Source organism: Enterobacter quasihormaechei, assembly GCF_004331385.1.
In the GTDB taxonomy this organism is placed as follows: Bacteria; Pseudomonadota; Gammaproteobacteria; order Enterobacterales; family Enterobacteriaceae; genus Enterobacter; species Enterobacter quasihormaechei.
In genome coordinates this window covers 78,208-100,772 of the sequence record NZ_SJON01000004.1, presented here as the reverse complement: position 1 = coordinate 100,772, position 22,565 = coordinate 78,208, and the positions used below count along the sequence as shown (strand labels likewise).

21 protein-coding genes are annotated in these 22,565 nt (G+C 59.0%); 17 read left to right on the top strand and 4 right to left on the bottom strand.

What is annotated here, in order from left to right; all coding sequences use genetic code 11:
• The first annotated feature begins 77 nt into the window (after positions 1–77).
• Genes E0L16_RS07330 through E0L16_RS07320 form a run of 3 tightly spaced genes read left to right on the top strand, consistent with a single transcriptional unit; the run spans position 78 to position 1,829 of the window.
• Entirely contained in the window at positions 78–818 is a 741-nt protein-coding gene (locus E0L16_RS07330; RefSeq protein ID WP_063867382.1) for a transcriptional regulator, read from the top strand.
• 1 nt (position 819) lies between these two features.
• On the top strand, positions 820–1,293 hold the full coding sequence (locus E0L16_RS07325) for a hypothetical protein (protein ID WP_063867381.1): 474 nt from the start codon (positions 820–822) through the stop codon (positions 1,291–1,293).
• Between the two features lie 29 nt (positions 1,294–1,322).
• Positions 1,323–1,829, top strand: coding sequence for a GNAT family N-acetyltransferase (locus tag E0L16_RS07320; protein WP_131636641.1), 507 nt, complete (start codon positions 1,323–1,325; stop codon positions 1,827–1,829).
• Positions 1,830–2,164: 335 nt separating this feature from the next.
• Here the strand turns inward: E0L16_RS07320 and tsr are convergent, their stop codons facing one another.
• Both tsr and hpaR read right to left on the bottom strand, forming a co-directional pair.
• Complete coding sequence (tsr, locus tag E0L16_RS07315) at positions 2,165–3,829, bottom strand: methyl-accepting chemotaxis protein (RefSeq protein WP_063450753.1); 1,665 nt, start codon at positions 3,827–3,829, stop codon at positions 2,165–2,167.
• Positions 3,830–3,912: 83 nt separating this feature from the next.
• Positions 3,913–4,353, bottom strand: coding sequence for a homoprotocatechuate degradation operon regulator HpaR (gene hpaR, locus E0L16_RS07310; protein WP_063867379.1), 441 nt, complete (start codon positions 4,351–4,353; stop codon positions 3,913–3,915).
• Positions 4,354–4,621: 268 nt separating this feature from the next.
• Here hpaR and hpaG point away from each other — a divergent pair, with 268 nt between their 5' ends.
• From hpaG to yjiA, 13 genes are all read left to right on the top strand, one after another.
• The gene (gene hpaG, locus E0L16_RS07305) at positions 4,622–5,899 is read left to right on the top strand and encodes a 4-hydroxyphenylacetate degradation bifunctional isomerase/decarboxylase (protein WP_131636640.1); all 1,278 of its coding nucleotides are present in this window, start codon (positions 4,622–4,624) and stop codon (positions 5,897–5,899) included.
• Positions 5,896–7,362, top strand: coding sequence for a 5-carboxymethyl-2-hydroxymuconate semialdehyde dehydrogenase (gene hpaE / locus E0L16_RS07300; protein ID WP_131636639.1), 1,467 nt, complete (start codon positions 5,896–5,898; stop codon positions 7,360–7,362). Before hpaG ends, hpaE begins: the two co-directional genes overlap by 4 nt.
• Positions 7,363–7,364: 2 nt before the next feature.
• Positions 7,365–8,216 (top strand): 3,4-dihydroxyphenylacetate 2,3-dioxygenase, encoded by an 852-nt coding sequence (hpaD, locus tag E0L16_RS07295; protein WP_107534635.1) that lies wholly within the window; start codon positions 7,365–7,367, stop codon positions 8,214–8,216.
• 9 nt (positions 8,217–8,225) lie between these two features.
• Positions 8,226–8,606 carry a 5-carboxymethyl-2-hydroxymuconate Delta-isomerase gene (locus tag E0L16_RS07290; RefSeq protein WP_131636638.1) on the top strand — a complete coding sequence of 127 codons (381 nt, stop codon included), beginning with the start codon at positions 8,226–8,228 and terminating at the stop codon, positions 8,604–8,606.
• Between the two features lie 106 nt (positions 8,607–8,712).
• A complete protein-coding gene (hpaH, locus tag E0L16_RS07285) occupies positions 8,713–9,516 on the top strand; it encodes a 2-oxo-hept-4-ene-1,7-dioate hydratase (RefSeq protein ID WP_045259529.1) in 804 nt (267 codons plus the stop codon).
• A 10-nt stretch (positions 9,517–9,526) separates the two neighbouring features.
• The gene (gene hpaI, locus E0L16_RS07280) at positions 9,527–10,321 is read left to right on the top strand and encodes a 4-hydroxy-2-oxoheptanedioate aldolase (RefSeq protein WP_131636637.1); all 795 of its coding nucleotides are present in this window, start codon (positions 9,527–9,529) and stop codon (positions 10,319–10,321) included.
• A gap of 21 nt (positions 10,322–10,342) precedes the next feature.
• Positions 10,343–11,686 carry a 4-hydroxyphenylacetate permease gene (gene hpaX, locus E0L16_RS07275; protein WP_064910200.1) on the top strand — a complete coding sequence of 448 codons (1,344 nt, stop codon included), beginning with the start codon at positions 10,343–10,345 and terminating at the stop codon, positions 11,684–11,686.
• Positions 11,658–12,548, top strand: coding sequence for a 4-hydroxyphenylacetate catabolism regulatory protein HpaA (gene hpaA, locus E0L16_RS07270; RefSeq protein WP_063867369.1), 891 nt, complete (start codon positions 11,658–11,660; stop codon positions 12,546–12,548). The genes hpaX and hpaA overlap by 29 nt, the downstream gene beginning before the upstream one ends.
• Positions 12,549–12,743: 195 nt before the next feature.
• Positions 12,744–14,306 (top strand): 4-hydroxyphenylacetate 3-monooxygenase, oxygenase component, encoded by a 1,563-nt coding sequence (gene hpaB / locus E0L16_RS07265; protein ID WP_131636636.1) that lies wholly within the window; start codon positions 12,744–12,746, stop codon positions 14,304–14,306.
• 17 nt (positions 14,307–14,323) lie between these two features.
• Positions 14,324–14,833, top strand: a complete 510-nt coding sequence (locus E0L16_RS07260; RefSeq protein WP_003856606.1) for a 4-hydroxyphenylacetate 3-monooxygenase reductase subunit — start codon at positions 14,324–14,326, stop codon at positions 14,831–14,833.
• Positions 14,834–15,115: 282 nt separating this feature from the next.
• Positions 15,116–17,269: a carbon starvation CstA family protein gene (locus E0L16_RS07255; protein WP_131636635.1), complete on the top strand. Its 2,154-nt coding sequence runs from the start codon at positions 15,116–15,118 to the stop codon at positions 17,267–17,269.
• A gap of 96 nt (positions 17,270–17,365) precedes the next feature.
• On the top strand, positions 17,366–17,569 hold the full coding sequence (locus tag E0L16_RS07250) for a YbdD/YjiX family protein (RefSeq protein WP_003856610.1): 204 nt from the start codon (positions 17,366–17,368) through the stop codon (positions 17,567–17,569).
• Between the two features lie 10 nt (positions 17,570–17,579).
• On the top strand, positions 17,580–18,533 hold the full coding sequence (yjiA, locus tag E0L16_RS07245; protein WP_131636634.1) for a GTPase: 954 nt from the start codon (positions 17,580–17,582) through the stop codon (positions 18,531–18,533).
• A gap of 60 nt (positions 18,534–18,593) precedes the next feature.
• Here yjiA and E0L16_RS07240 read toward each other — a convergent pair whose 3' ends face one another.
• Positions 18,594–19,952, bottom strand: coding sequence for an esterase-like activity of phytase family protein (locus tag E0L16_RS07240; protein WP_131636633.1), 1,359 nt, complete (start codon positions 19,950–19,952; stop codon positions 18,594–18,596).
• A gap of 411 nt (positions 19,953–20,363) precedes the next feature.
• Here E0L16_RS07240 and E0L16_RS07235 point away from each other — a divergent pair, with 411 nt between their 5' ends.
• Complete coding sequence (locus E0L16_RS07235; RefSeq protein ID WP_063450766.1) at positions 20,364–20,909, top strand: YfaZ family outer membrane protein; 546 nt, start codon at positions 20,364–20,366, stop codon at positions 20,907–20,909.
• Between the two features lie 178 nt (positions 20,910–21,087).
• Here E0L16_RS07235 and E0L16_RS07230 read toward each other — a convergent pair whose 3' ends face one another.
• Entirely contained in the window at positions 21,088–22,458 is a 1,371-nt protein-coding gene (locus E0L16_RS07230; RefSeq protein ID WP_131636632.1) for an NAD-dependent succinate-semialdehyde dehydrogenase, read from the bottom strand.
• Positions 22,459–22,565: the final 107 nt, after the last annotated feature.

Below are 22,565 nucleotides of genomic sequence, written 5' to 3'. Positions count from 1 at the left end.
ATAACCAATAACGCTGTTTACTCAGGCGTAATGCCTGTTTTTTTAATTGAATATCTCTGTTTGTATTACAACAACTTATGAAATACCTGCTTGCTGACGCCCTCGTTTACAACGACGAGGACGGTACCATTGCTCCTGTTAATGCGCCGGACGAGGATGCGCAGATCCTCACCTGTACGGCCAATACCATCCTGAAGCTGCTGGTGAAGCATCACGGGAACGTCGTCGAACGGGAAACGTTCCTCCATGAGGTCTGGGATCGGCGCGGGCTTCAGGGATCCAACAACTCGTTAAACCAGTACATCAGCATCTTGCGCAAAATGCTGGCCAGCCTGCTTCCCGACGTGCTGTTTATCGTCACGGTGCCGAAAACGGGCTTTATGCTCTGCGCGGACGTCACGGTCACGGCGCTGGAGGAAGAGGCGCCGGCGGGCGAAACGACGAAACCGACATGGCGCGTTCGTCCGGAACTGCTGTTCTGCGGCGCGCTCACGCTGGCGATTGTTGCGCTGTGCGTCTGGATAACGGCCATTAAGCCAGATGCCCCGCAGAGTGAAATTCACCTGCTTACCCATATCGACACGTGTCCGGTTTACACCTTTACGCCGCTGGCGGATGTGTTCCACGACAGGGCGATTGCCCTGGCGCAAAAGCTTCAGCAGGACGGCCATCTCCCGTGCCTGAAAAATTCGATCTTTTACATGCACATTCAGAGAACGCTTTTCTACGGTCACGAAGGGCGGCTGGTGCTATCCCAGTGCTCGCTCACGCACGATAAAGCCAGCGCCTGCCGTACGCTTTACTATTACGAGTGGTGATATGAAACACAAAAAAGTGTGGCTAATACTGGTCCTCAACCTGCTGCTTCTGGGCGCCGCGCTGGCGTGGTATTACTACACGCCTCCGCTGTCGGTGGCCTGCGATGGCAACCTGACCTTCTCCGACAGGCGCGACAACCATGAATTCACGTTCGACGGGGAGATCATAATGCGTTTTCACCCGGATAAAACGGGCTATATCACGCTAAACGGCAACGTCGAGAATGCCCCGAACAGCTGGGAGGTTTCTCGTCAGGAGATGTTTAAATGGCGCCACGTGGAGGGAGAGCTGTATGAAATTATCATTCAAAAAGTGGAGCGCTTCAGCCATGACGCCATGCCGCCGGGGGTGTTTGAAAAGTACGTCGCGGGCCTGACGCTGGGGAAAAAAAGGCTCCTGACGATAGAGCGCACGCCGCAGAGCGCGCTGGTGATCAGCAATTTTTACTCACCGGTGCTGGTTTGCTCGGAGTAATAGCGGTCGCTCAGGCTATACTTCCCGCCATGAATATTGAAATCCGCCCCACAACCTGCGATGACGCAACCGCCCTGCCCGCGATCGAACGCGCGGCCGGGCAGCGGTTTCGCGACGTTCCTGAGCTGGCCTGGCTTGCCGATGGCGACGTAATTTCGGTTGAGGATCACCTCGGCTATGCCGCGCGGGGATTAAGCTGGCTGGCGCTGGCTGACGGGTGCCCGGTGGGCTTTATTCTCGCCGAAGCCCATCCATCATCGCTGTTTATCGTGGAACTGTCGGTTGATCTGGACTGGCAGGGACAGGGGATTGGACGCCGGTTGATTAACCGTGTTGCAGAGCGTTCCCGCGCGCTGGGGCTCGCCTCGCTGACGTTAACGACGTTTCGTGATGTCCCGTGGAACGCGCCGTTCTATGCGCGGCTGGGGTTTGACATGATGGCAACGCTGACGCCGGAGCTGCGTCAGAAACGTGAAGAAGAGGCGGCGCACGGTTTAGCGTATGGTTCCCGCTGCGCCATGCGCCTGCCTCTGTAAAATCGCCCGGTGGCGCTGCGCTTACCGGGCCTACAAAACACGCGTTCCGTAGCCCACACCGTAGGCCGGGTCAGGCGTAGCCGCCACCCGGCAACACGCACATCCCGTAGGCCGGGTCAGGCGCAGCCGCCACCCGGCAACACGCACAATCCGTAGGCCGGGTAAGGCGTAGCCGCCACCCGGCAAACCGCACATCCCGTAGGCCGGGTCAGGCGTAGCCGCCACCCGGCAAAACGCACGATCCGTAGGCCGGGTCAGGCGCAGCCGCCACCCGGCAAACCGCACATCCCGTAGGCCGGGTCAGGCGCAGCCGCCACCCGGCAAAACGCACGCGATCAGAACGTTTCCCAGTTATCGCCCGCATCTGCGGTCGCCGGTTTACGCGCTATCACCGGTGCGGCAACGCTTTTCGCGGAGGCGAACTCGCGCGCCTTCATCTGCTCCTGCTGGATACGGAACACCGCAACGGCCTGCGTCAGACGGCTCGCCTGCTCTTCCAGTGCCGCCGCCGCAGCCGCAGACTCTTCCACCAGCGAGGCGTTCTGCTGGGTCACGCGGTCCATCTCCGCCACCGCCAGGCCGACCTGGTCGATACCGCGGCTCTGCTCGTCAGACGCAGAGGCAATCTCGCCCATGATGTCCGTCACGCGGGTAACCGCATTCACGATTTCACCCATGGTTTCACCGGCGCTTTCCACCAGCGTTGAACCCACTTCCACCCGGCCAACGGAGTCCTCAATCAGGCTCTTGATCTCGCGCGCCGCCTGGGCGCTACGCTGCGCCAGGTTTCGCACTTCACCCGCAACTACCGCAAAACCACGGCCCTGCTCGCCCGCACGCGCCGCTTCTACCGCCGCGTTCAGCGCCAGAATGTTGGTCTGGAAGGCAATGCCGTCGATTACGCTGATAATGTCGGCAATTTTCTGCGAACTGCCGGCGATGTCGCGCATAGTCTGCACCACGTTATCCACCACTTTACCGCCTTTTTGCGCCGTCTCAGAGGCGCTCAACGCCAGGTTGCTCGCCTGACGGGCGTTCTCGGCGTTCTGCTTCACGGTGGCAGTCAGCTGTTCCATGCTGGCCGCCGTCTCTTCCAGAGAGGCAGCCTGCTGCTCGGTACGGGATGAGAGATCGTTATTGCCCATTGAGATCTCGCTCGCGCCGCTGTAAATGGCGTTTGCGCCGTTACGCACGTCACCCACGGTACGCACCAGTTCACCCTGCATATGGCGCAGGGAGTCGGCCAGCTCGCCCATCTCGTTGGAGCCTTCCACGTCGATGCGCTTCACCAGGTCGCCGCTGGCGATATGACGAATGCTGTCGATCAGACGGTTCAGCGGCGATATCAGCGCCTGCTTAATGCCCAGCCAGACGGCGACAATCACCACCAGCACGGCAACCAGCACGCTAATCAGCACCCAGATAGCCTGGCGGTAAGAGCTGTTGCTGTCTTCAACCGCGGTCTGGTACAGCGCGTCGTTCTGTTGCAGGTAGGCGACGTACTGCTTCTCAAAGCCGTCCTGATAGCTCTGGGTCGGCTGGTCGAAGAACGCATTGATCTTGCCTGCCCCCAACAGCTGGATCAGCTCGGCCAGCGCGCCGTGGTAGATATCGTAATTACGTTTAATCTCCAGCGCCGCAGCGTCGCTCTGACGCGGGTCGCGCGGCAGCGCTTCGTAATCCGCCCAGTTTTTTTCCGCCTGCTTCAGGGACGCAGACGCAATTTGCATCAGCTCGGCGACGGTAGAGCCGCTGCCGATATTGTTCTGATCCATCATGTAGCGGATACCCGCGCGGTTCAGGGTATTACGGGTTTGCAGCAGCGCCACCCAGCTACCGTTCAGGGTGGATTGTTGCTGGCGAATGGTTTGCAGGACGGTGAAATTCTCTTTGTCATGCTTCAGGGCATTGAAGAAAAGACCACCGGACGTGAGTTGTAAAAGGCCAAATATCGCTAAAACCAGCAGTAAGCTGGTGACAATCTTGATTCGGTTTAACATGTTTTCTCTTTCCTCAGACAGATACAGAATATTCGGCCTGGCATGAGAAAACTTTACGAAAATCATCCTGGAATTTAGGGTTTTTACGCTTCGTCCCGCGCGGCGATATGTCGGTTTCCGAGTTCAATAAACTCTTCCAGCAGCGCAGTGAGCTGCTTCATCTTCTCCGGCGTATATTCCGCCTCTATCTGCTGGTACGCCTCTTCCACCTGCGCCTGAGCACGCTGGTACAGCGCGTTACCTTCTTTCGTCAGCGACACGTACAGCTTGCGCTGGTCGTTCACCGGCTTTAAGCGCAGCACCAGACCGTCGCGCTCCATGCGCGTCAGAATGCCGGTCAGGCTCGGGCGCAAAATGCAGGTGCGAAACGCCAGATCGTGAAAATCCATGGAGGGATGCTCGGCCAGCACGCGGACGATACGCCACTGCTGCTCGGTCAGATTATGCTGCTTCACTATCGGGCGGAAGTAGCCCATCGCCGCTTCACGCGCCTGCAACAGCGCGATGGTTAATGAATCATGCATAGCCTTCCCCTTACATCATTAACAAGTAAACAATTCAAAACAGATGCTTTTATCAACAGCACTTTTTTACCTAAAAAGTCTAACAGAAACAACGCGCTTTTTTTAATGCATTGATTCAATAGTACATTTACCTGTTTATGTAAATTTATTGTTACTCATATCACAAATTATTCACTTCTGATTGCGAAACGTTCAGCAAAAGCATAAAACCAGATCATTAACATATTAATGAAATCCAAACCGGATATCCGGTCTGAGGAGTATGGGAATGAAAGGTACTGTTTTTGCCGTGGCGCTAAACCACCAGAGCCAGCGTGCTGCCTGGGCAGAGGCGTTTGAAAAAGCCCCCTATAACGCGCCGCCAAAAACGGCGGTATGGTTTATCAAGCCACACAACACCGTTATCCGCGCAGGCGAACCGATTCCTTTTCCGCAGGGGGAAACGGTGTTAAGCGGTGCGACGGTGGCGCTGGTGGTGGGAAAAACCGCCAGCAAAGTACGCGCTGAAGAGGCGGCGGCGTACATCGCCGGGTATGCGCTGGCCAACGAAATCAGCCTGCCGGAGGAGAGCTTTTATCGCCCGGCCATTAAGGCCAAATGTCGGGATGGATTTTGCCCGCTCGGCGAGCCTGTCGCCGTTGATAGCGTGGACAACCTGACCATCATTACCGAGATCAACGGCCGCGAAGCGGACCACTGGAATACCGCCGATCTGCATCGCAACGCCGCCGAACTGCTGAGCGCCCTGAGCGAATTTGCCACCCTGAATCCCGGCGATGCCATATTGCTCGGCACGCCGCAAAGCCGCGTCGAGATCCGTCCGGGCGATCGGGTACGCATTCTGGCAGAAGGATTTCCTCCGCTGGAAAACCCGGTGGTGGATGAGCGCGACGTCGCCCTTACCCGTACCGCGCCGCCGCACGCCACGCTGTTTGCCCTCGGCCTTAACTACGCCGATCACGCCAGCGAGCTGGACTTCAAGCCGCCCACCGAACCGCTGGTGTTTATCAAAGCGCCAAATACCTTTAACGGCGACAACCAGACCTCGGTGCGTCCGAACAATATCGAATACATGCACTACGAGGCGGAGTTGGTGGTGGTTATCGGTAAAACCGCGCGTAAGGTGAGCGAAGCCGAGGCGATGGAGTATGTCGCGGGCTATACGGTCTGCAACGACTACGCCATCCGCGACTACCTGGAAAATTACTACCGCCCGAACCTGCGGGTAAAAAGCCGCGACGGGCTGACCCCCATCAGCCCGCACGTCGTGCCGAAATCAGCGATTCCCGATCCGCACAACCTTCGTCTTCGCACCTTCGTCAACGGCGAACTGCGTCAGGAAGGCATCACCGCCGATCTCATTTTCAGCATCCCCTACCTGATTGCGTATCTGAGCGATTTTATGACCCTGCAACCCGGCGACATGATTGCCACCGGCACGCCGAAGGGGCTGTCCGACGTGGTGCCGGGCGATGAAGTGGTGGTGGAGGTGGAAGGCGTGGGCCGCCTGGTAAACCGAATTGTCAGTGAGGAGACAGCAAAATGAAAAAGATTAACCACTGGATCAATGGTAAAAACGTCGCCGGAAGTGAGTACTTCCACACCACTAACCCGGCCTCCGGCGAGGTATTAGCGGAAGTCGCCTCCGGCGGTGAAGCGGAAATTCATCAGGCCGTTGCCGCCGCTAAAGAGGCGTTCCCGAAATGGGCCAACCTGCCGATGAAGGAGCGCGCGCGCCTGATGCGTCGCCTGGGCGAACTGATTGACCAGAACGTGCCGGACATTGCCGCAATGGAAACCGCCGACACCGGCCTGCCGATCCATCAGACCAAAAACGTGCTCATTCCGCGCGCCTCGCACAACTTCGAGTTTTTCGCTGAGGTGTGCCAGAAGATGAACGGCAAAACCTACCCGGTCGACGACAAGATGCTCAACTACACGCTGGTGCAGCCGGTGGGCGTCTGCGCGCTGGTGTCGCCGTGGAACGTGCCGTTTATGACCGCCACCTGGAAGGTCGCGCCCTGTCTCGCGCTGGGCAACACCGCGGTGCTGAAGATGTCCGAACTTTCGCCGCTGACCGCCGACCGTCTGGGCGAGCTGGCGCTGGAGGCGGGCATTCCGGCGGGCGTGCTGAACGTGGTGCAGGGCTACGGCGCCACGGCGGGCGACGCGCTGGTGCGTCATCACGACGTGCGCGCCGTCTCCTTCACCGGCGGCACCGCCACCGGGCGCAACATCATGAAAAACGCCGGGCTGAAGAAATACTCCATGGAGCTGGGCGGCAAATCCCCGGTGCTGATATTTGAAGATGCGGATATCGAGCGCGCCCTGGACGCCGCGCTGTTCACCATCTTCTCCATTAACGGTGAACGCTGCACCGCCGGCTCGCGCATTTTCATCCAGCAGAGCATCTACCCGGAATTCGTCAAACGCTTTGCCGAGCGCGCCAACCGCCTGCGCGTGGGCGACCCGACCGATCCGAACACCCAGATTGGTGCGCTCATCAGCCAACAGCACTGGGAAAAAGTATCCGGCTATATCCGCCTCGGCATTGAAGAAGGCGCAACCCTGCTGGCGGGCGGCCCGGACAAACCGACCGACCTGCCCGCGCACCTGAAAGGCGGCAACTTCCTGCGCCCGACGGTGCTGGCGGACGTCGACAACCGCATGCGCGTGGCGCAGGAGGAGATCTTCGGGCCGGTGGCCTGCCTGCTGCCGTTTAAGGATGAAGCGGAAGGCCTGCGCCTGGCGAACGACGTGGAGTACGGCCTGGCGTCGTACATCTGGACCCAGGACGTCAGCAAGGTGCTCCGTCTGGCGCGCAACATTGAAGCGGGCATGGTGTTCGTGAACACCCAGAACGTGCGCGACCTGCGCCAGCCGTTTGGCGGCGTGAAGGCCTCCGGCACCGGGCGCGAAGGCGGCGAGTACAGCTTTGAGGTGTTCGCGGAGATGAAGAACGTCTGCATCTCCATGGGCGACCATCCGATTCCAAAATGGGGGATCTGACAATGGGCAAGCTAGCGTTAGCGGCAAAAATCACCCACGTGCCGTCGATGTACCTTTCCGAGCTGCCGGGGAAAAACCACGGCTGCCGCCAGTCGGCCATCGACGGGCATAAAGAGATCAGCAAGCGCTGCCGCGAGCTGGGCGTGGACACCATCATCGTGTTTGACACCCACTGGCTGGTAAACAGCGCGTACCACATCAACTGTGCGGATCATTTTTCAGGCGTCTACACCAGCAACGAGCTGCCGCACTTTATCCGCGACATGACGTATGACTACGACGGCAATCCGGCGCTCGGGCAGCTGATCGCCGACGAAGCGGTGAAGCTCGGCGTGCGCGCCAAGGCGCACAACATCCCGAGCCTCAAGCTGGAGTACGGCACCCTGGTACCGATGCGCTACATGAACGCGGATAAGCACTTCAAAGTGATCTCCATCTCCGCGTTCTGCACGGTTCACGATTTCGCCGACAGCCGCAGGCTGGGCGAGGCCATCGTCAGTGCCATCGAAAAGTACGACGGCACCGTGGCGGTGCTCGCCAGCGGCTCGCTGTCGCACAGGTTTATCGACGACCAGCGCGCCGAGGAAGGAATGAACAGCTACACCCGCGAGTTCGACCGCCAGATGGACGAGCGCGTGGTCAAGCTGTGGCGTGAAGGCCAGTTTAAAGAGTTTTGCAGCATGCTGCCGGAGTATGCCGACTATTGCTACGGCGAGGGCAACATGCACGACACGGTGATGCTGCTGGGGATGCTCGGCTGGGACAACTACAACGGCAAGGTGGAGTTTCTCACCGAGCTGTTCGCCAGCTCCGGCACCGGCCAGGTTAACGCCGTTTTCCCGCTGCCCGCGTAAGGAGTCGTTATGCCGCACTTTATTGCTGAATGTACCGACAACCTCCGCGCGCAGGCCGACCTGCCGGGGCTGTTCGCCAAAGTGAACGAGGCGCTGGCCGCCACGGGGATCTTCCCGCTCGGCGGCATCCGCAGCCGCGCCCACTGGCTGGACACCTGGCAGATGGCGGACGGTAAGCATGATTACGCCTTTGTGCATATGACGCTGAAGATCGGCGCCGGGCGAAGCCTGGAGAGCCGGGAAGCCGTGGGGGAGATGCTGTTTGCGCTGATCAAAACCCACTTCGCGGAGCTGATGTCGGAGCGCTATCTGGCGCTGTCTTTCGAGCTCGACGAGCTGCACCCGACGCTCAATTACAAACAAAACAACGTACACGCGTTGTTTAAGTAGACATCTTTTTCGCCCGGTGGCGCTTCGCTTACCGGGCCTACAACGGCTCGAACGTAGGCCGGGATCGCTACGCGCCACCCGGCAACAGCCGCACAAAGGATACGCCATGCTCGACAAACACACCCATACCCTGATCGCCCACCGCCTGCATCAGGCGGAACAGTCCCGGGAGCAGATCCGCGCGATCTCGCTGGAGTACCCGGAGATCACGATTGAAGACGCCTACGCAGTCCAGCGCGAATGGGTGAGCCTGAAAATTGCCGAAGGCCGCGTGCTGAAAGGCCACAAGATTGGCCTCACCTCGAAGGCGATGCAGGCCAGCTCGCAGATCAGCGAGCCGGACTACGGCGCGCTGCTGGACGACATGTTCTTCCACGACGGCAGCGACATCCCCGTTGACCGCTTTATCGTCCCGCGCATTGAAGTGGAGCTGGCCTTCGTGCTGGCAAAACCGCTGCGCGGCCCGAACTGCACGATCTTCGACGTTTACAACGCCACGGACTACGTGATCCCCGCGCTGGAGCTGATCGACGCCCGCTGCCACAACGTTGACCCGGAGACCCAGCGCCCGCGCAAGGTGTTCGACACCATCTCCGATAACGCCGCCAACGCGGGGGTGATCCTCGGCGGCCGTCCGATTAAGCCCGACGCGCTGGATCTGCGCTGGATCTCCGCCCTGCTCTACCGCAACGGCGTAATTGAAGAGACCGGCGTCGCCGCTGGCGTGCTTAACCACCCGGCGAACGGCGTGGCGTGGCTGGCGAACAAGCTCGCGCCGTACGACGTGCAGCTTGAGCCCGGACAAATCATCCTCGGCGGCTCGTTTACCCGTCCGGTTGCCGCCAGCAGAGGCGACACCTTCCATGTTGACTACGGCAACATGGGCTCCATCAGCTGTCGCTTTGTGTAAGGAGGCGATCATGCAAAACGCATTCAAAGCGGCGCTAAAGGCGGGCCGTCCGCAAATCGGTTTATGGCTGGGGCTGACCAGCAGCTACAGCGCCGAGCTGCTGGCCGGGGCCGGTTTTGACTGGCTGCTGATCGACGGCGAGCACGCGCCGAACAGCGTGCAGACCGTGTTAACTCAATTACAGGCTATCGCTCCCTATCCCAGCCAGCCGGTGGTGCGCCCGTCGTGGAACGATCCGGTGCAGATCAAGCAGCTGCTGGACGTGGGGGCGCAAACCCTGCTGGTGCCGATGGTGCAAAACGCTGACGAGGCGCGGCTGGCGGTAAGCGCCACCCGCTACCCACCTGCGGGCATTCGCGGCGTCGGCAGCGCCCTGGCACGCGCGTCGCGCTGGAACCGCATCCCGGACTATCTGCATCAGGCTAACGACGCCATGTGCGTGCTGGTGCAAATCGAAACCCGCGAGGCGCTGAAAAACCTGCCGCAGATCCTGGACGTGGAAGGCGTCGACGGCGTGTTTATCGGCCCGGCGGATCTGAGCGCCGACATGGGCTTTGCCGGCAACCCACAGCACCCGGAGGTGCAGGCCGCCATTGAGCAGGCGATCGCCCAGATCCTCTGCGCGGGTAAAGCGCCCGGCATCCTGATGGCGAATGAACAGCTGGCGAAACGCTATCTCGGCCTCGGCGCACTGTTTGTGGCGGTCGGTGTGGATACCACCCTGCTCGCCCGCAGCGCCGAAGCGCTGGCGGCCCGCTTTACCGACGTCACCACAGCAGTTGATAACAATAAATCCGTCTACTAAACGTACGATGTGGAGCGCAACATGACGACCTCAACCCTGCATAATAAAGATGTAGAACATCGCGCAATAAATAAGCTGTTCCGTCGTTTGATCGTGTTTCTCTTTATCCTGTTTGTTTTCTCGTTTCTCGATCGCATTAACATCGGCTTTGCCGGGCTGACGATGGGCAAAGATCTGGGCCTCACGTCGACCATGTTTGGCCTGGCCGCGACGCTGTTTTACGTCACCTACGTGCTGTGCGGGATCCCCAGCAACATCATGCTGGCGAAGGTCGGCGCACGGCGCTGGATCGCCGGGATCATGGTGGTGTGGGGCATCGCCTCCACCTGCACCATGTTCGCCACCAGCCCCGAAACGCTTTACGTCCTGCGCATGCTGGTGGGCATTGCGGAAGCCGGTTTCCTGCCGGGGATTCTGGTCTATCTCACCTGGTGGTTTCCGGCCTATCACCGCGCCCGCGCCAACGCGCTGTTTATGATCGCCATGCCGGTGACCATGATGCTTGGTTCGATCCTCTCCGGGTACATTCTGGCGATGGACGGGCTGTGGAACCTGAAGGGCTGGCAGTGGCTGTTTCTGCTGGAGGGATTGCCGTCGGTGGTGCTCGGCGTGGTGACCTGGTTTTACCTCAACGACACGCCGGATCAGGCCACCTGGCTGGATGAAGACGAAAAGCAGGCGCTGAAAACGATGATCGCCCGCGAGCAGGAGGTCGCCATCGCCCAATCCGTCACGCCGCGATCGACGCTTCGCGAGGTGCTTACGCCCGCCGTGCTGCTCTACACGCTGGCCTACTTCTGTCTGACCAATACGCTGAGTGCGATCAACATCTGGACGCCACAGATCCTGCAAAGCTTCAATACCGGCAGCAGCAATATCGTGATTGGCCTGCTGGCGGCGATCCCGCAGTTTTGTACCATTCTCGGGATGATCTGGTGGAGTCGCCGCTCCGACAGGCTGAAAGAGCGAAAAAAGCACACTATCCTGCCGTACCTGTTTGCAGCGGCGGGATGGATGCTGGCCTCCGCGACCGATCACAGCCTGATCCAGCTGCTTGGCATCATCATGGCCTCAACCGGATCGTTTACCGCCATGGCGATATTCTGGACCACGCCGGACCAGGTTATTAGCCTGCAATCCCGCGCGGTGGCGCTGGCGGTGATCAACGCCATCGGCAACGTCGGCTCTGCCGTCAGCCCGCTACTGATTGGTATTCTGCGCGACGCGACCGGCAGCTTCAGCTCCGGGCTGTGGTTCGTGGCGGGTCTGCTGGTGGTCGGCGCGCTGGTGCTGACGCGCATCCCGATGACGCAGCGGGTTCAACAGAGGAACGAGCATGTGCCAGAGCCCTATCGCCAACATTGATATCAGCAAGGAGTACGACGAAAGTCTGGGCTCCGACGATGTGCACTACCAGTCGTTCGCGCGCATGGCGGCCTTTTTTGGCCGCGACATGCAGGCGCACCGTCACGACCAGTATTTTCAGATGCACTTTCTCGACACCGGGCAGATTGAGCTCCAGCTCGACGACCACCGCTATTCGGTGCAGGCGCCGCTGTTTGTGCTGACGCCGCCGTCGGTGCCGCACGCGTTTATCACCGAATCCGACAGCGACGGCCACGTGCTGACGGTGCGCGAGGATCTCATCTGGCCGCTGTTAGAAGTGCTCTACCCCGGCACGCGGGAAGCGTTCGGCCTGCCGGGGATCTGCCTGTCGCTTGCCGACAAGCCTGACGAGCTGGCGGCGCTGAAGCACTACTGGCAGCTCATTGCCCGGGAATCCACGGCACAGCTGCCGGGCCGTGAGCATACGCTGGTCCTTCTGGCGCAGGCGGTCTTTACCCTGCTGCTGCGCAACGCGAAGCTCGACGACCACGCGGCCAGCGGCATGCGCGGCGAGCTGAAGCTGTTTCAGCGCTTTACCCAGCTGATCGATACCCACTATCACCAGCACTGGACGGTACCGGAATACGCCAGCGAACTGCACCTCACCGAATCCCGCCTGACGGACATCTGCCGCCGCTTCGCCAACCGCTCGCCGAAACGGCTGATCTTCGACCGGCAGCTGCGCGAGGCCAGGCGTCTGCTGCTGTTTTCCGACAGCGCGGTCAGCGAGATTGCCTGGCAGCTGGGATTTAAAGATCCGGCCTATTTCGCCCGGTTTTTCAATCGCCTGACGGGCTGCTCGCCCAGCGCGTATCGGGCGCAGAAAGTACCGGTTTCCTGAGCGCATCGCGGTATGTAGGGCGGGTAAGCGCAGCGCTACCCGCCAAAAACCCGCACAGATCACAAATCCCAATCCCGCCCGAAAAGTACCCGCCGTTGTCCCAATCGTCCCTTCACGTTCCGCCCCTCTCACGCTTCAATTAAACAACAAAAACAAAACATAAATTTAACAACCATCTTCCGATACGAGGTCCCTATGAAGCCTGAAGATTTCCGCGCTGATGCCAAACGTCCGTTAACCGGCGAAGAGTATTTAAAAAGCCTGCAAGATGGCCGTGAGATTTATATCTACGGCGAGCGCGTTAAGGACGTCACTACCCACCCGGCATTTCGCAATGCGGCGGCGTCCATCGCCCAGATGTACGACGCCCTGCACAAGCCAGACATGCAGGATACGCTGTGCTGGGGCACCGACACCGGCAGCGGCGGCTACACCCACAAATTTTTCCGCGTGGCGAAAAGCGCCGACGACCTGCGCCAGCAGCGCGACGCCATCGCCGAGTGGTCGCGCCTGAGCTACGGCTGGATGGGGCGCACGCCGGACTACAAAGCGGCGTTCGGCTGCGCGCTGGGAGCGAACCCTGCCTTCTACGGTCAGTTCGAGCAGAACGCCCGCAACTGGTACACCCGCATTCAGGAAACCGGCCTGTACTTTAACCACGCCATCGTCAACCCGCCAATCGATCGCCATAAGCCGGCGGACGAGGTGAAGGACGTTTACATCAAGCTAGAGAAAGAGACCGACGCCGGGATCGTTGTCAGCGGCGCGAAGGTGGTGGCGACCAACTCGGCGTTGACCCACTACAACATGATCGGTTTTGGCTCCGCGCAGGTGATGGGCGAAAACCCGGACTTCGCGCTGATGTTCGTCGCTCCCATGGACGCCGAAGGGGTGAAGCTGATCTCCCGCGCCTCGTACGAGATGGTGGCAGGCGCGACCGGATCCCCGTATGACTATCCGCTCTCCAGCCGCTTCGACGAGAACGACGCGATTCTGGTGATGGATCACGTGCTGATCCCGTGGGAAAACGTGCTGATTTACCGCGATTTCGACCGCTGCCGTCGCTGGACGATGGAGGGCGGCTTCGCCCGCATGTACCCGCTTCAGGCCTGCGTGCGTCTGGCGGTGAAGCTCGACTTCATCACCGCCCTGCTGAAAAAATCCCTGGAGTGCACCGGCACCCTGGAGTTCCGCGGCGTGCAGGCGGATCTCGGCGAAGTGGTGGCGTGGCGCAACATGTTCTGGGCGTTGAGCGACTCCATGTGCTCTGAAGCGACGCCGTGGGTGAACGGCGCGTTCCTGCCTGACCACGCGGCGTTGCAGACCTACCGCGTGATGGCGCCAATGGCCTACGCGAAGATCAAGAACATTATCGAACGCAACGTGACCTCCGGGCTGATCTATCTGCCGTCCAGCGCGCGGGACCTGAACAACCCGCAGATCGACCAGTATCTGGCGAAGTACGTGCGCGGCTCCAACGGGATGGATCACGTCGAGCGCATCAAGATCCTGAAACTGATGTGGGACGCCATCGGCAGCGAGTTTGGCGGTCGCCACGAGCTGTACGAGATTAACTACTCCGGAAGCCAGGACGAGATCCGCCTGCAATGCCTGCGTCAGGCGCAAAGCTCCGGCAACATGGACAAGATGATGGCGATGGTTGACCGCTGCATGTCCGAGTACGACCAGCACGGCTGGACCGTGCCGCACCTGCACAACAACACTGATATCAACATGCTGGATAAGCTGCTGAAATAGCGCAGCGGGAGGTTTCAATGCAATCTGAAGAACGCCTGCGTTTTCGCGACGCGATGGCCAGCCTGTCGGCGGCGGTCAATGTGGTCACCACCGAGGGCGACGCCGGTCGCTGCGGTATTACCGCCACTGCGGTCTGTTCGGTAACGGATACCCCGCCCTCGGTCATGGTCTGCATCAACGCCAACAGCGCCATGAACCCGGTCTTTCAGGGCAACGGCAAACTGTGCGTCAACGTGCTGAACCACGAGCAGGAGATCATGGCCCGCCACTTTGCCGGAATGACGGGCATGGCCATGGAGGAGCGCTTCGCGCTCTCCTGCTGGCAGAAAGGCCCACTGGCGCAGCCGGTGCTGAAAGGCGCGCTGGCAAGTCTGGAAGGGGAGATAACCCAGGTGCAAACTATCGGCACCCATCTGGTCTATCTCGTGGAAATAAAAAACATCATTCTCAGCAGCGAGGGGCACGGCCTGATCTACTTCAAACGCCGTTTCCACCCGGTGATGATGGAGATGGAAGCCGCGGTTTGATCCCATTGCACAAAAAGCGCTGCGTTTCCGCACAGGCGTGAACGGCCACGCCCGAAGCGCCAGATTATCCTTAGTGATCTCAATCACATATTTCTTTCCGCCGGGGGTGAGCCTTAACCACTCGCCCCCGCTTTTGACCGCTCACGCATCGCTTTCAACCACTCACCCATTTACCGTGCTTTACGCGCGCGGGGATCTGGCACGATCGCTCCAGCATTAATCAATACCTCCTCACAACGAACCCTGACCCTTTTTTCTTTACATAAAAAACCAGGTCTTACTATGGATACTAAAAAACTACTCAAGCACGTGCCCTGGGCCTTACTCGGGATCCTCGGTGCTTTCTGTCTGGCGGTTGTCGCATTACGCCGGGGCGAGCACGTCAGCGCCCTGTGGATCGTGGTCGCGTCGGTTTCCGTCTACCTTGTGGCTTATCGCTACTACAGCTTATACATCGCGCAAAAGGTCATGAAGCTCGACCCGACGCGCGCCACCCCGGCGGTCATTAACAATGACGGCCTGAACTACGTGCCAACCAACCGCTACGTGCTGTTTGGTCACCACTTTGCCGCCATTGCAGGCGCGGGTCCGCTGGTCGGCCCGGTGCTGGCCGCGCAGATGGGCTACCTGCCGGGCACGCTCTGGCTGCTGGCGGGCGTGGTGCTGGCGGGGGCGGTGCAGGACTTTATGGTGCTGTTTATCTCCTCGCGCCGTAACGGTTCGTCACTGGGCGAGATGATCAAAGAAGAGATGGGCCGCGTGCCGGGCACTATCGCCCTCTTCGGCTGCTTCCTGATCATGATCATCATCCTCGCGGTGCTGGCGCTGATCGTGGTGAAAGCGCTGGCCGAAAGTCCGTGGGGCGTCTTCACCGTCTGCTCGACCGTACCGATTGCGCTGTTCATGGGCATCTACATGCGCTTCCTGCGCCCGGGCCGCGTGGGTGAAGTGTCGGTCATTGGTATCGTGCTGCTGGTCGCCTCGATCTACTTCGGCGGCGTGATTGCGCACGACCCGTACTGGGGCCCGGCGCTGACCTTTAAAGACACCACCATCACCTTCGCGCTGATCGGGTACGCGTTTATCTCCGCCCTGCTGCCGGTGTGGCTGATTCTGGCTCCGCGTGACTATCTGGCAACCTTCCTGAAAATCGGCGTGATCGTCGGGCTGGCGATCGGGATTGTGATCATCAACCCGGAGCTGAAAATGCCGGCGGTGACCCAGTACATTGACGGTACCGGTCCGCTGTGGAAAGGCGCCCTGTTCCCGTTCCTGTTTATCACCATCGCCTGCGGCGCCGTTTCAGGCTTCCATGCGCTGATCGCTTCCGGCACCACGCCGAAGCTGATGGCCAACGAAACCGACGCGCGCTTTATCGGTTACGGCGCGATGCTGATGGAGTCCTTCGTGGCGATCATGGCGCTGGTGGCGGCGTCGATTATCGAGCCAGGCCTGTACTTCGCGATGAACACTCCACCGGCGGGTCTTGGCATCACCATGCCAAACCTGCATGAGATGGGCGGCGAAAATACCGCGCTGATCATGGCCCAGCTGAAAGAGGCCAGCGCACACGCGGCGGCAACCGTCAGCTCCTGGGGCTTCGTGATCTCGCCTGAGCAGATCATGCAGACCGCGAAAGACATCGGCGAACCGTCCGTGCTGAACCGTGCCGGTGGCGCGCCGACGCTGGCGGTAGGTATCGCACACGTGTTCCATAAAGTGCTGCCATGGGCGGACATGGGCTTCTGGTACCACTTCGGTATTCTGTTCGAAGCGCTGTTCATCCTCACCGCGCTGGATGCCGGTACCCGTGCAGGCCGCTTTATGTTGCAGGATCTGCTGGGCAACTTCGTGCCATTCCTGAAGAAAACCGACTCTCTGGTGGCGGGTGTTCTGGGTACGGCGGGCTGCGTAGGCCTGTGGGGTTACCTGCTGTATCAGGGCGTTGTCGACCCGCTGGGCGGTGTGAAGAGCCTGTGGCCACTGTTCGGCATCTCTAACCAGATGCTCGCAGCCGTAGCTCTGGTGCTGGGCACCGTTGTTCTCGTGAAGATGAAACGCACCAAATACATCTGGGTGACCGTGGTTCCTGCGCTGTGGCTGCTGCTCTGCACCACCTGGGCGCTGGGTCTGAAGCTGTTCAGCACCAACCCGCAGCTGGAAGGCTTCTTCTTCATGGCTAACCAGTACAAAGAGAAGATTGCCGCAGGCGACGCGGATCTGACCGCGCAGCAGATTGCCAACATGAACCATATCGTGGTGAACAACTACACCAACGCGGGTCTGAGCATTCTGTTCCTGGTGGTGGTGTACAGCATTATCTTCTACGGGATTAAAACCTGGATGAAAGTGCGCAACGCCGATGGCCGTACGGATAAAGAGACCCCGTACGTGCCAGTGCCGGAAGGCGGCGTGAAGACCTCTTCACACCATTAAAAAAATGGCGGGTGGCGCTACGCTGACCCGCCCTACAACGGTACTGTAGGCCCGGTAAGCGTAGCGCCACCGGGCGTTGTCTTATCAGGATGCATTATGTTTGGTAACTTAGGCGAAGCGAAAAAATACCTCGGTCAGGCGGCGAAGATGCTGATTGGCATTCCGGACTATGACAACTACGTTGAGCATATGAAGACCAACCATCCCGATAAGCCGTACATGACCTACACCGAATTCTTCCGCGAGCGTCAGGAAGCGCGCTATGGCGGAAGTGGAGAAGGCGGCGTCCGCTGCTGCTAAAGGAGAGACCATGACCCCGATTGCCGTTACCCTGCTGACCGGTTTTCTCGGCGCAGGCAAAACCACCCTGCTGCGCCACATCCTGAACGAGCAGCACGGCTTCAAAATCGCCGTGATCGAAAACGAGTTCGGTGAAGTCTCGGTGGACGACCAGCTGATTGGCGATCGCGCCACGCAAATCAAAACCCTGACCAACGGCTGCATCTGCTGCACCCGCTCTAACGAGCTGGAAGACGCCCTGCTGGATCTGCTCGACAGCCGCGATCGCGGCGACATCGACTTTGACCGTCTGGTGATCGAATGCACCGGCATGGCCGACCCGGGTCCGATTATCCAGACCTTCTTCTCTCATGACGTTTTGTGCCAGCGCTACCTGCTGGACGGCGTCATCGCGCTGGTGGATGCGGTCCACGCCGACGAGCAGATGAACCAGTTCACCATCGCCCAGTCTCAGGTTGGCTACGCCGACCGCATCCTGCTGACCAAAACCGACGTGGCGGGCGACAGCGAAAAACTGCGCGAGCGCCTGACGCGCATTAACTCGCGCGCGCCGATTTACACGGTAACGCACGGCAATATCGACCTGTCACAGCTGTTCAACACCAACGGCTTTATGCTGGAAGAGAACGTCACCACGAAACCGCGCTTCCACTTTATGGGAGACAGGCAAAACGACGTGGCGTCGATTGTGGTGGAGCTGGACTACCCGGTGGATATCAGCGAGGTCTCCCGCGTGATGGAGAACCTGCTGCTGTCGTTTGCCGATAAGCTGCTGCGTTACAAAGGGATGCTGTGGATCGACGGCGAGCCGAACCGCCTGCTGTTTCAGGGCGTACAGCGCCTGTACAGCGCCGACTGGGACCGCCCGTGGGGCGATGAAGCGCCGCACAGCGTGATGGTGTTTATTGGAATACAGCTGCCGGAAGAGGAGATTCGGGCGGCGTTTGCGGGGCTACAGAAATAACCGCCTTGCTTCCCCTCTCCCCTTCGGGGAGAGGGTTAGGGTGAGGGGTAAGCCCTGGTATTATTTCAACGCCTCCGGCAGCGTCACGATCCACAATTCGCTGTCAGATTCCGGCTTCTTCAGCGGCTTCACGCTGAGCGTGGTCTCCACCGGTTTGTCATCCAGCGTCAGCTTGCCTTCCGCGTTTACCCGATAATCCTTCAGCTTCTTGCCGTCGACCGGGTTCTGCATCGCGACCTTCACGCCAAAGTCGTTATCGTTCGCCACCGCAAGCGTTTTGCCGTCTATCAGCGCCAGCCCTTCGGCCTTTTCCTGCTGCCAGCCCAGGGCACGCAGATCGACCACCTGCGTTTTTGCAGCAAGGGTAATGCCGCGCTGCGCCAGCGTTTTCTCATCGTCAAACTCCGGGTAGTCGCCCGGCTTGTCGAAGGCGGTCAGGTCGCTCGCTTTGCTCAGATCCACCTTGTAGATGAGGTTACGCATCGCGTCGTTTTTATCCTCACCCTGTTCAATCAGCAGGATCGTGTGGTTATCCAGCGCCACGATATCGCCGATTTTAGCGTCGCTGTTTTTGCTGTAGGCCGCGCTGTCAACGGGGTAACCGTACATCGCGGTTTTCCCGGTCGCCGGATCGAAGCTAACCAGACGCGTAAACAGCGCCTGCTTTTTGCTCTTACCGTCGATATCCAGCGTGCTTTGCACGGCGGCGATAATACGCCCGTCCGGCATCCGGGTCAGGCCCTCAAAACCACGGTTCGCCTGGCGCCATTTGATGATGTTTGGCAGACCGCCCGCAATGGATTTCTCACCTTCAGTCGCCTGCGGGCCGTGGATCGCGAGAATTTTCCCTTTGCTGTCGATATTGATCAGGAACGGACCATACTCATCGCACAGCCAGTAACCGCCCTTCCCGTCCGGCGTGATGCCTTCCGTATCCAGCCCGCGGTTATCGCCTTTGAGCACGTTTAAGGTGTCGCTGAACGCCACTTCATTGGTCGAGCCAATCACGCCGCTTTCCAGCGGCAGGCCGTTAATCTCGCCTTTATCATCATGCAGCGGGCGGGCATCCACGGCCTCCGCTTTGCCGTTCTGGACGCGGATGGTCATTAAGAACGGAGCGAAATCCGGCGTAACAAAAATTTTGGCTTCGTTTTTGCCCTTCTTTGGCGCGTCGGCGTTTGGACCGCGATCGGTCACGGTCGCGAAGGTCAGGGTATCGCCCTGCTTGCCGGTGAACAGCAAACCAGAACCCACCCCCACAGGAAGCCCGTTCGGAAACGCGCTGGCAAACGCACCGCTGTATTTAACATGCGATCCTTCGGGGAAGCTGACGACGTAGCGCTCCGCGGTTGGCTGTGCCGCCAGGGCAGAGAAAGAGAGCGCACAACCGATTAGCACAGGAATGATACTTCTTTTCATATTGTTAGCATCCAGTAAGTGAAGCCAACAACGTAATGAAGAAACGTGTCAGAAAAATGACATGTAACGACAGCGGATCGGCAAAGAAATACGTATAGCAACCACCAGAAATGTAAACCTCTGTCTTTATCTGTGACAGCTGAAATATTTTTGGAAATTATTAGAAACTTAATTAATTCACCTCAAACGGCTTTCTTCGCCTCGTTCATTAAACGTTTAGCCAAAAATATAAACTTTCCCTAAACGCGAATGGATTGGGGATTGACGATTTGCCTTACAAACATCTCATCAACATTTAAGATTAAAAAACCCAACAAAAACAGCATAAAACTGCGATACCCATCACATTTGCAGTCATAAACATCCCTTGTTAAGGTGCCCTCAGATTAATTTGATGACGAGGAAACACTCATGAAAAAGCTTAACGTTCTCATCCTTTCTGCTCTCACCGCCGTATCGGGCTCCGCACTGGCAATGGGCGGCAGCATTGAGCAGGGTAAAAACTTTACCAACCTGAATGTGGAAATGGGCAAATCTACCTCTGGTCTGTACACCGAAGGTAACTGGCTGAAAAACACCGACGACGGCACCACGACCGGTGGCGTGGGTGCAGGCTACAACTTCGAGGTCGGCCCGGTGATGCTGAACGCAGGCGCTAAGGCCCTCTACGTTGGCCCGAAGAAAGGCGATAACGGCGTGGCGTTCCCGGTCGGTGGCGGTGTGAACGTTGCCCTGACCGACAGCATCAGGGTATTCGGTGAAGGCTACGTTGCGCCAGACGGCCTGAACAACAGCGTGAAGAACTATGTTGAAGCTAACGGCGGCGTAAGCTGGACCCCGGTCAAACCGGTTACGCTGAAAGTGGGCTACCGCCACGTGAGCGTTGATGGCAAAGACGGTCGTCCAAACCACACGCTGATTGACGGCGCATATGTTGGCGGCGGCGTGTCCTTCTAAGACTGATTGCCCGTTTCGCCCGGCGGCGCTACGCTTGCACGGGCCTACAATGAAGGGTGCAATAGAGTAAAATTATTGCACATTGTAGGCCGGGTAAGCGCAGCGCCACCCGGCAAGAAAGGCGATGAAACTGTTAATAAAAAACCTGCCGGATGGCAGGTTTTTTTTATTTCCGACATTACTTGCGAACAACCACCAGCTTCTGGTTCACAAACTCTTTGATCCCCATGTCCGACAGCTCGCGTCCGTAACCCGAACGTTTTACGCCGCCGAACGGCAGTTCTGCCGCCGTATCGGTGAGCCAGTTGATGTACACCATCCCGGTCTCAATACGCGACGCCATTTTCTTCGCGCGCTCGATATCCTGGCTGAACACCGCGCCGCCCAGACCGTAGTGCGAGTCGTTCGCCAGAGCGACCGCCTCGTCGTCGTTTTTCACAACGTAGATCTGCGCCACCGGGCCAAAGAACTCTTCGAAGTACGCCGGGTTCTCACGCGATATATTCGTCAGGATCGTCGGTTCGAAGAAGCTCCCGTCACGCTGTACTGGTTTACCGCCATAGTGCAGCGTTGCGCCGTTTTTCACCGCCTCGTTGACCTGTTTGGTCAATGTTTCAAGCGCGTCTTTCGACGACAGCGGCCCCAGCGTGGTGCTTTCGTCCAGCGGATCGCCGATCTTCACCTGCTTAAACGCCTCGGTGAATTTCTCGAGGAACGCGTCTGCGATGCTCTCGTGCAGGATAAAGCGCTTCGCCGCGGTACAGACCTGACCGGCGTTATTAAGCCGCGCGTTAACGCCGATCTTCACAGCCTTCTCCAGGTCCGCATCGTCCAGCACCACGAATACGTCGTTCCCGCCCAGTTCAAGGGTCGATTTTTTGATGTGCTTCGCTGCCTGCGCCGCAACCACGCTACCCGCTTTTTCAGAACCGGTCAGCGCCGCCCCCTGTACGCGATCGTCGGCGATGATGTTTGCTACCTGATCGGACGAGATAAACAGGTTGGTCCACGCCCCTTCCGGCGCGCCCGCTTCACGTACCAGATGGGCAAAGGTCTCGGCACAGTGCGGCACGATGCTGGCGTGCTTGGCGATCACCGGGTTACCTGCCGCCAGGTTTGGCGCCAGAACGCGCATCAGCTGATAGTACGGGAAGTTCCACGGCTCTACGGCCATCAGCACGCCGATGGGGTGATGTTCCACCCACGCTTCCCCGAGTTCAGACGGATATTTCACCGGGGCCAGGAACTGCTTCGCATTGTCCGCATAGTAGCGGGCAATTTGCGCGCACAGCTTCACTTCGCCGCGGCTTTGTTCGATGAGCTTACCCATCTCCTGACTGGCAATTTTCGCCAGCTCCTCGGTGCGCTCGTCGATCAGGTCGGCAAGCTTATGCAGTACCGGCAGGCGCTGACTGATGTCGCCTTTGGCCCAGTCAGAATGATAGAGCGCATCGGCCGCCTTCAGCGCCGCTTCTACATCCGCGTCGGTATGTGAGGGGTATTCTTTGATGAGCTGGTTGGTGGCAGGATTTACTGTCTGGTAAGCCATATCGAATCTCCTTGTTTTACCGCTTAGGGTATTAAGGGTAGTCAATGTGACTGGCTATGAAGGTAAAGTTGGGTATATACGGAAGGTTCTTAGTAAGACGCTGCCAG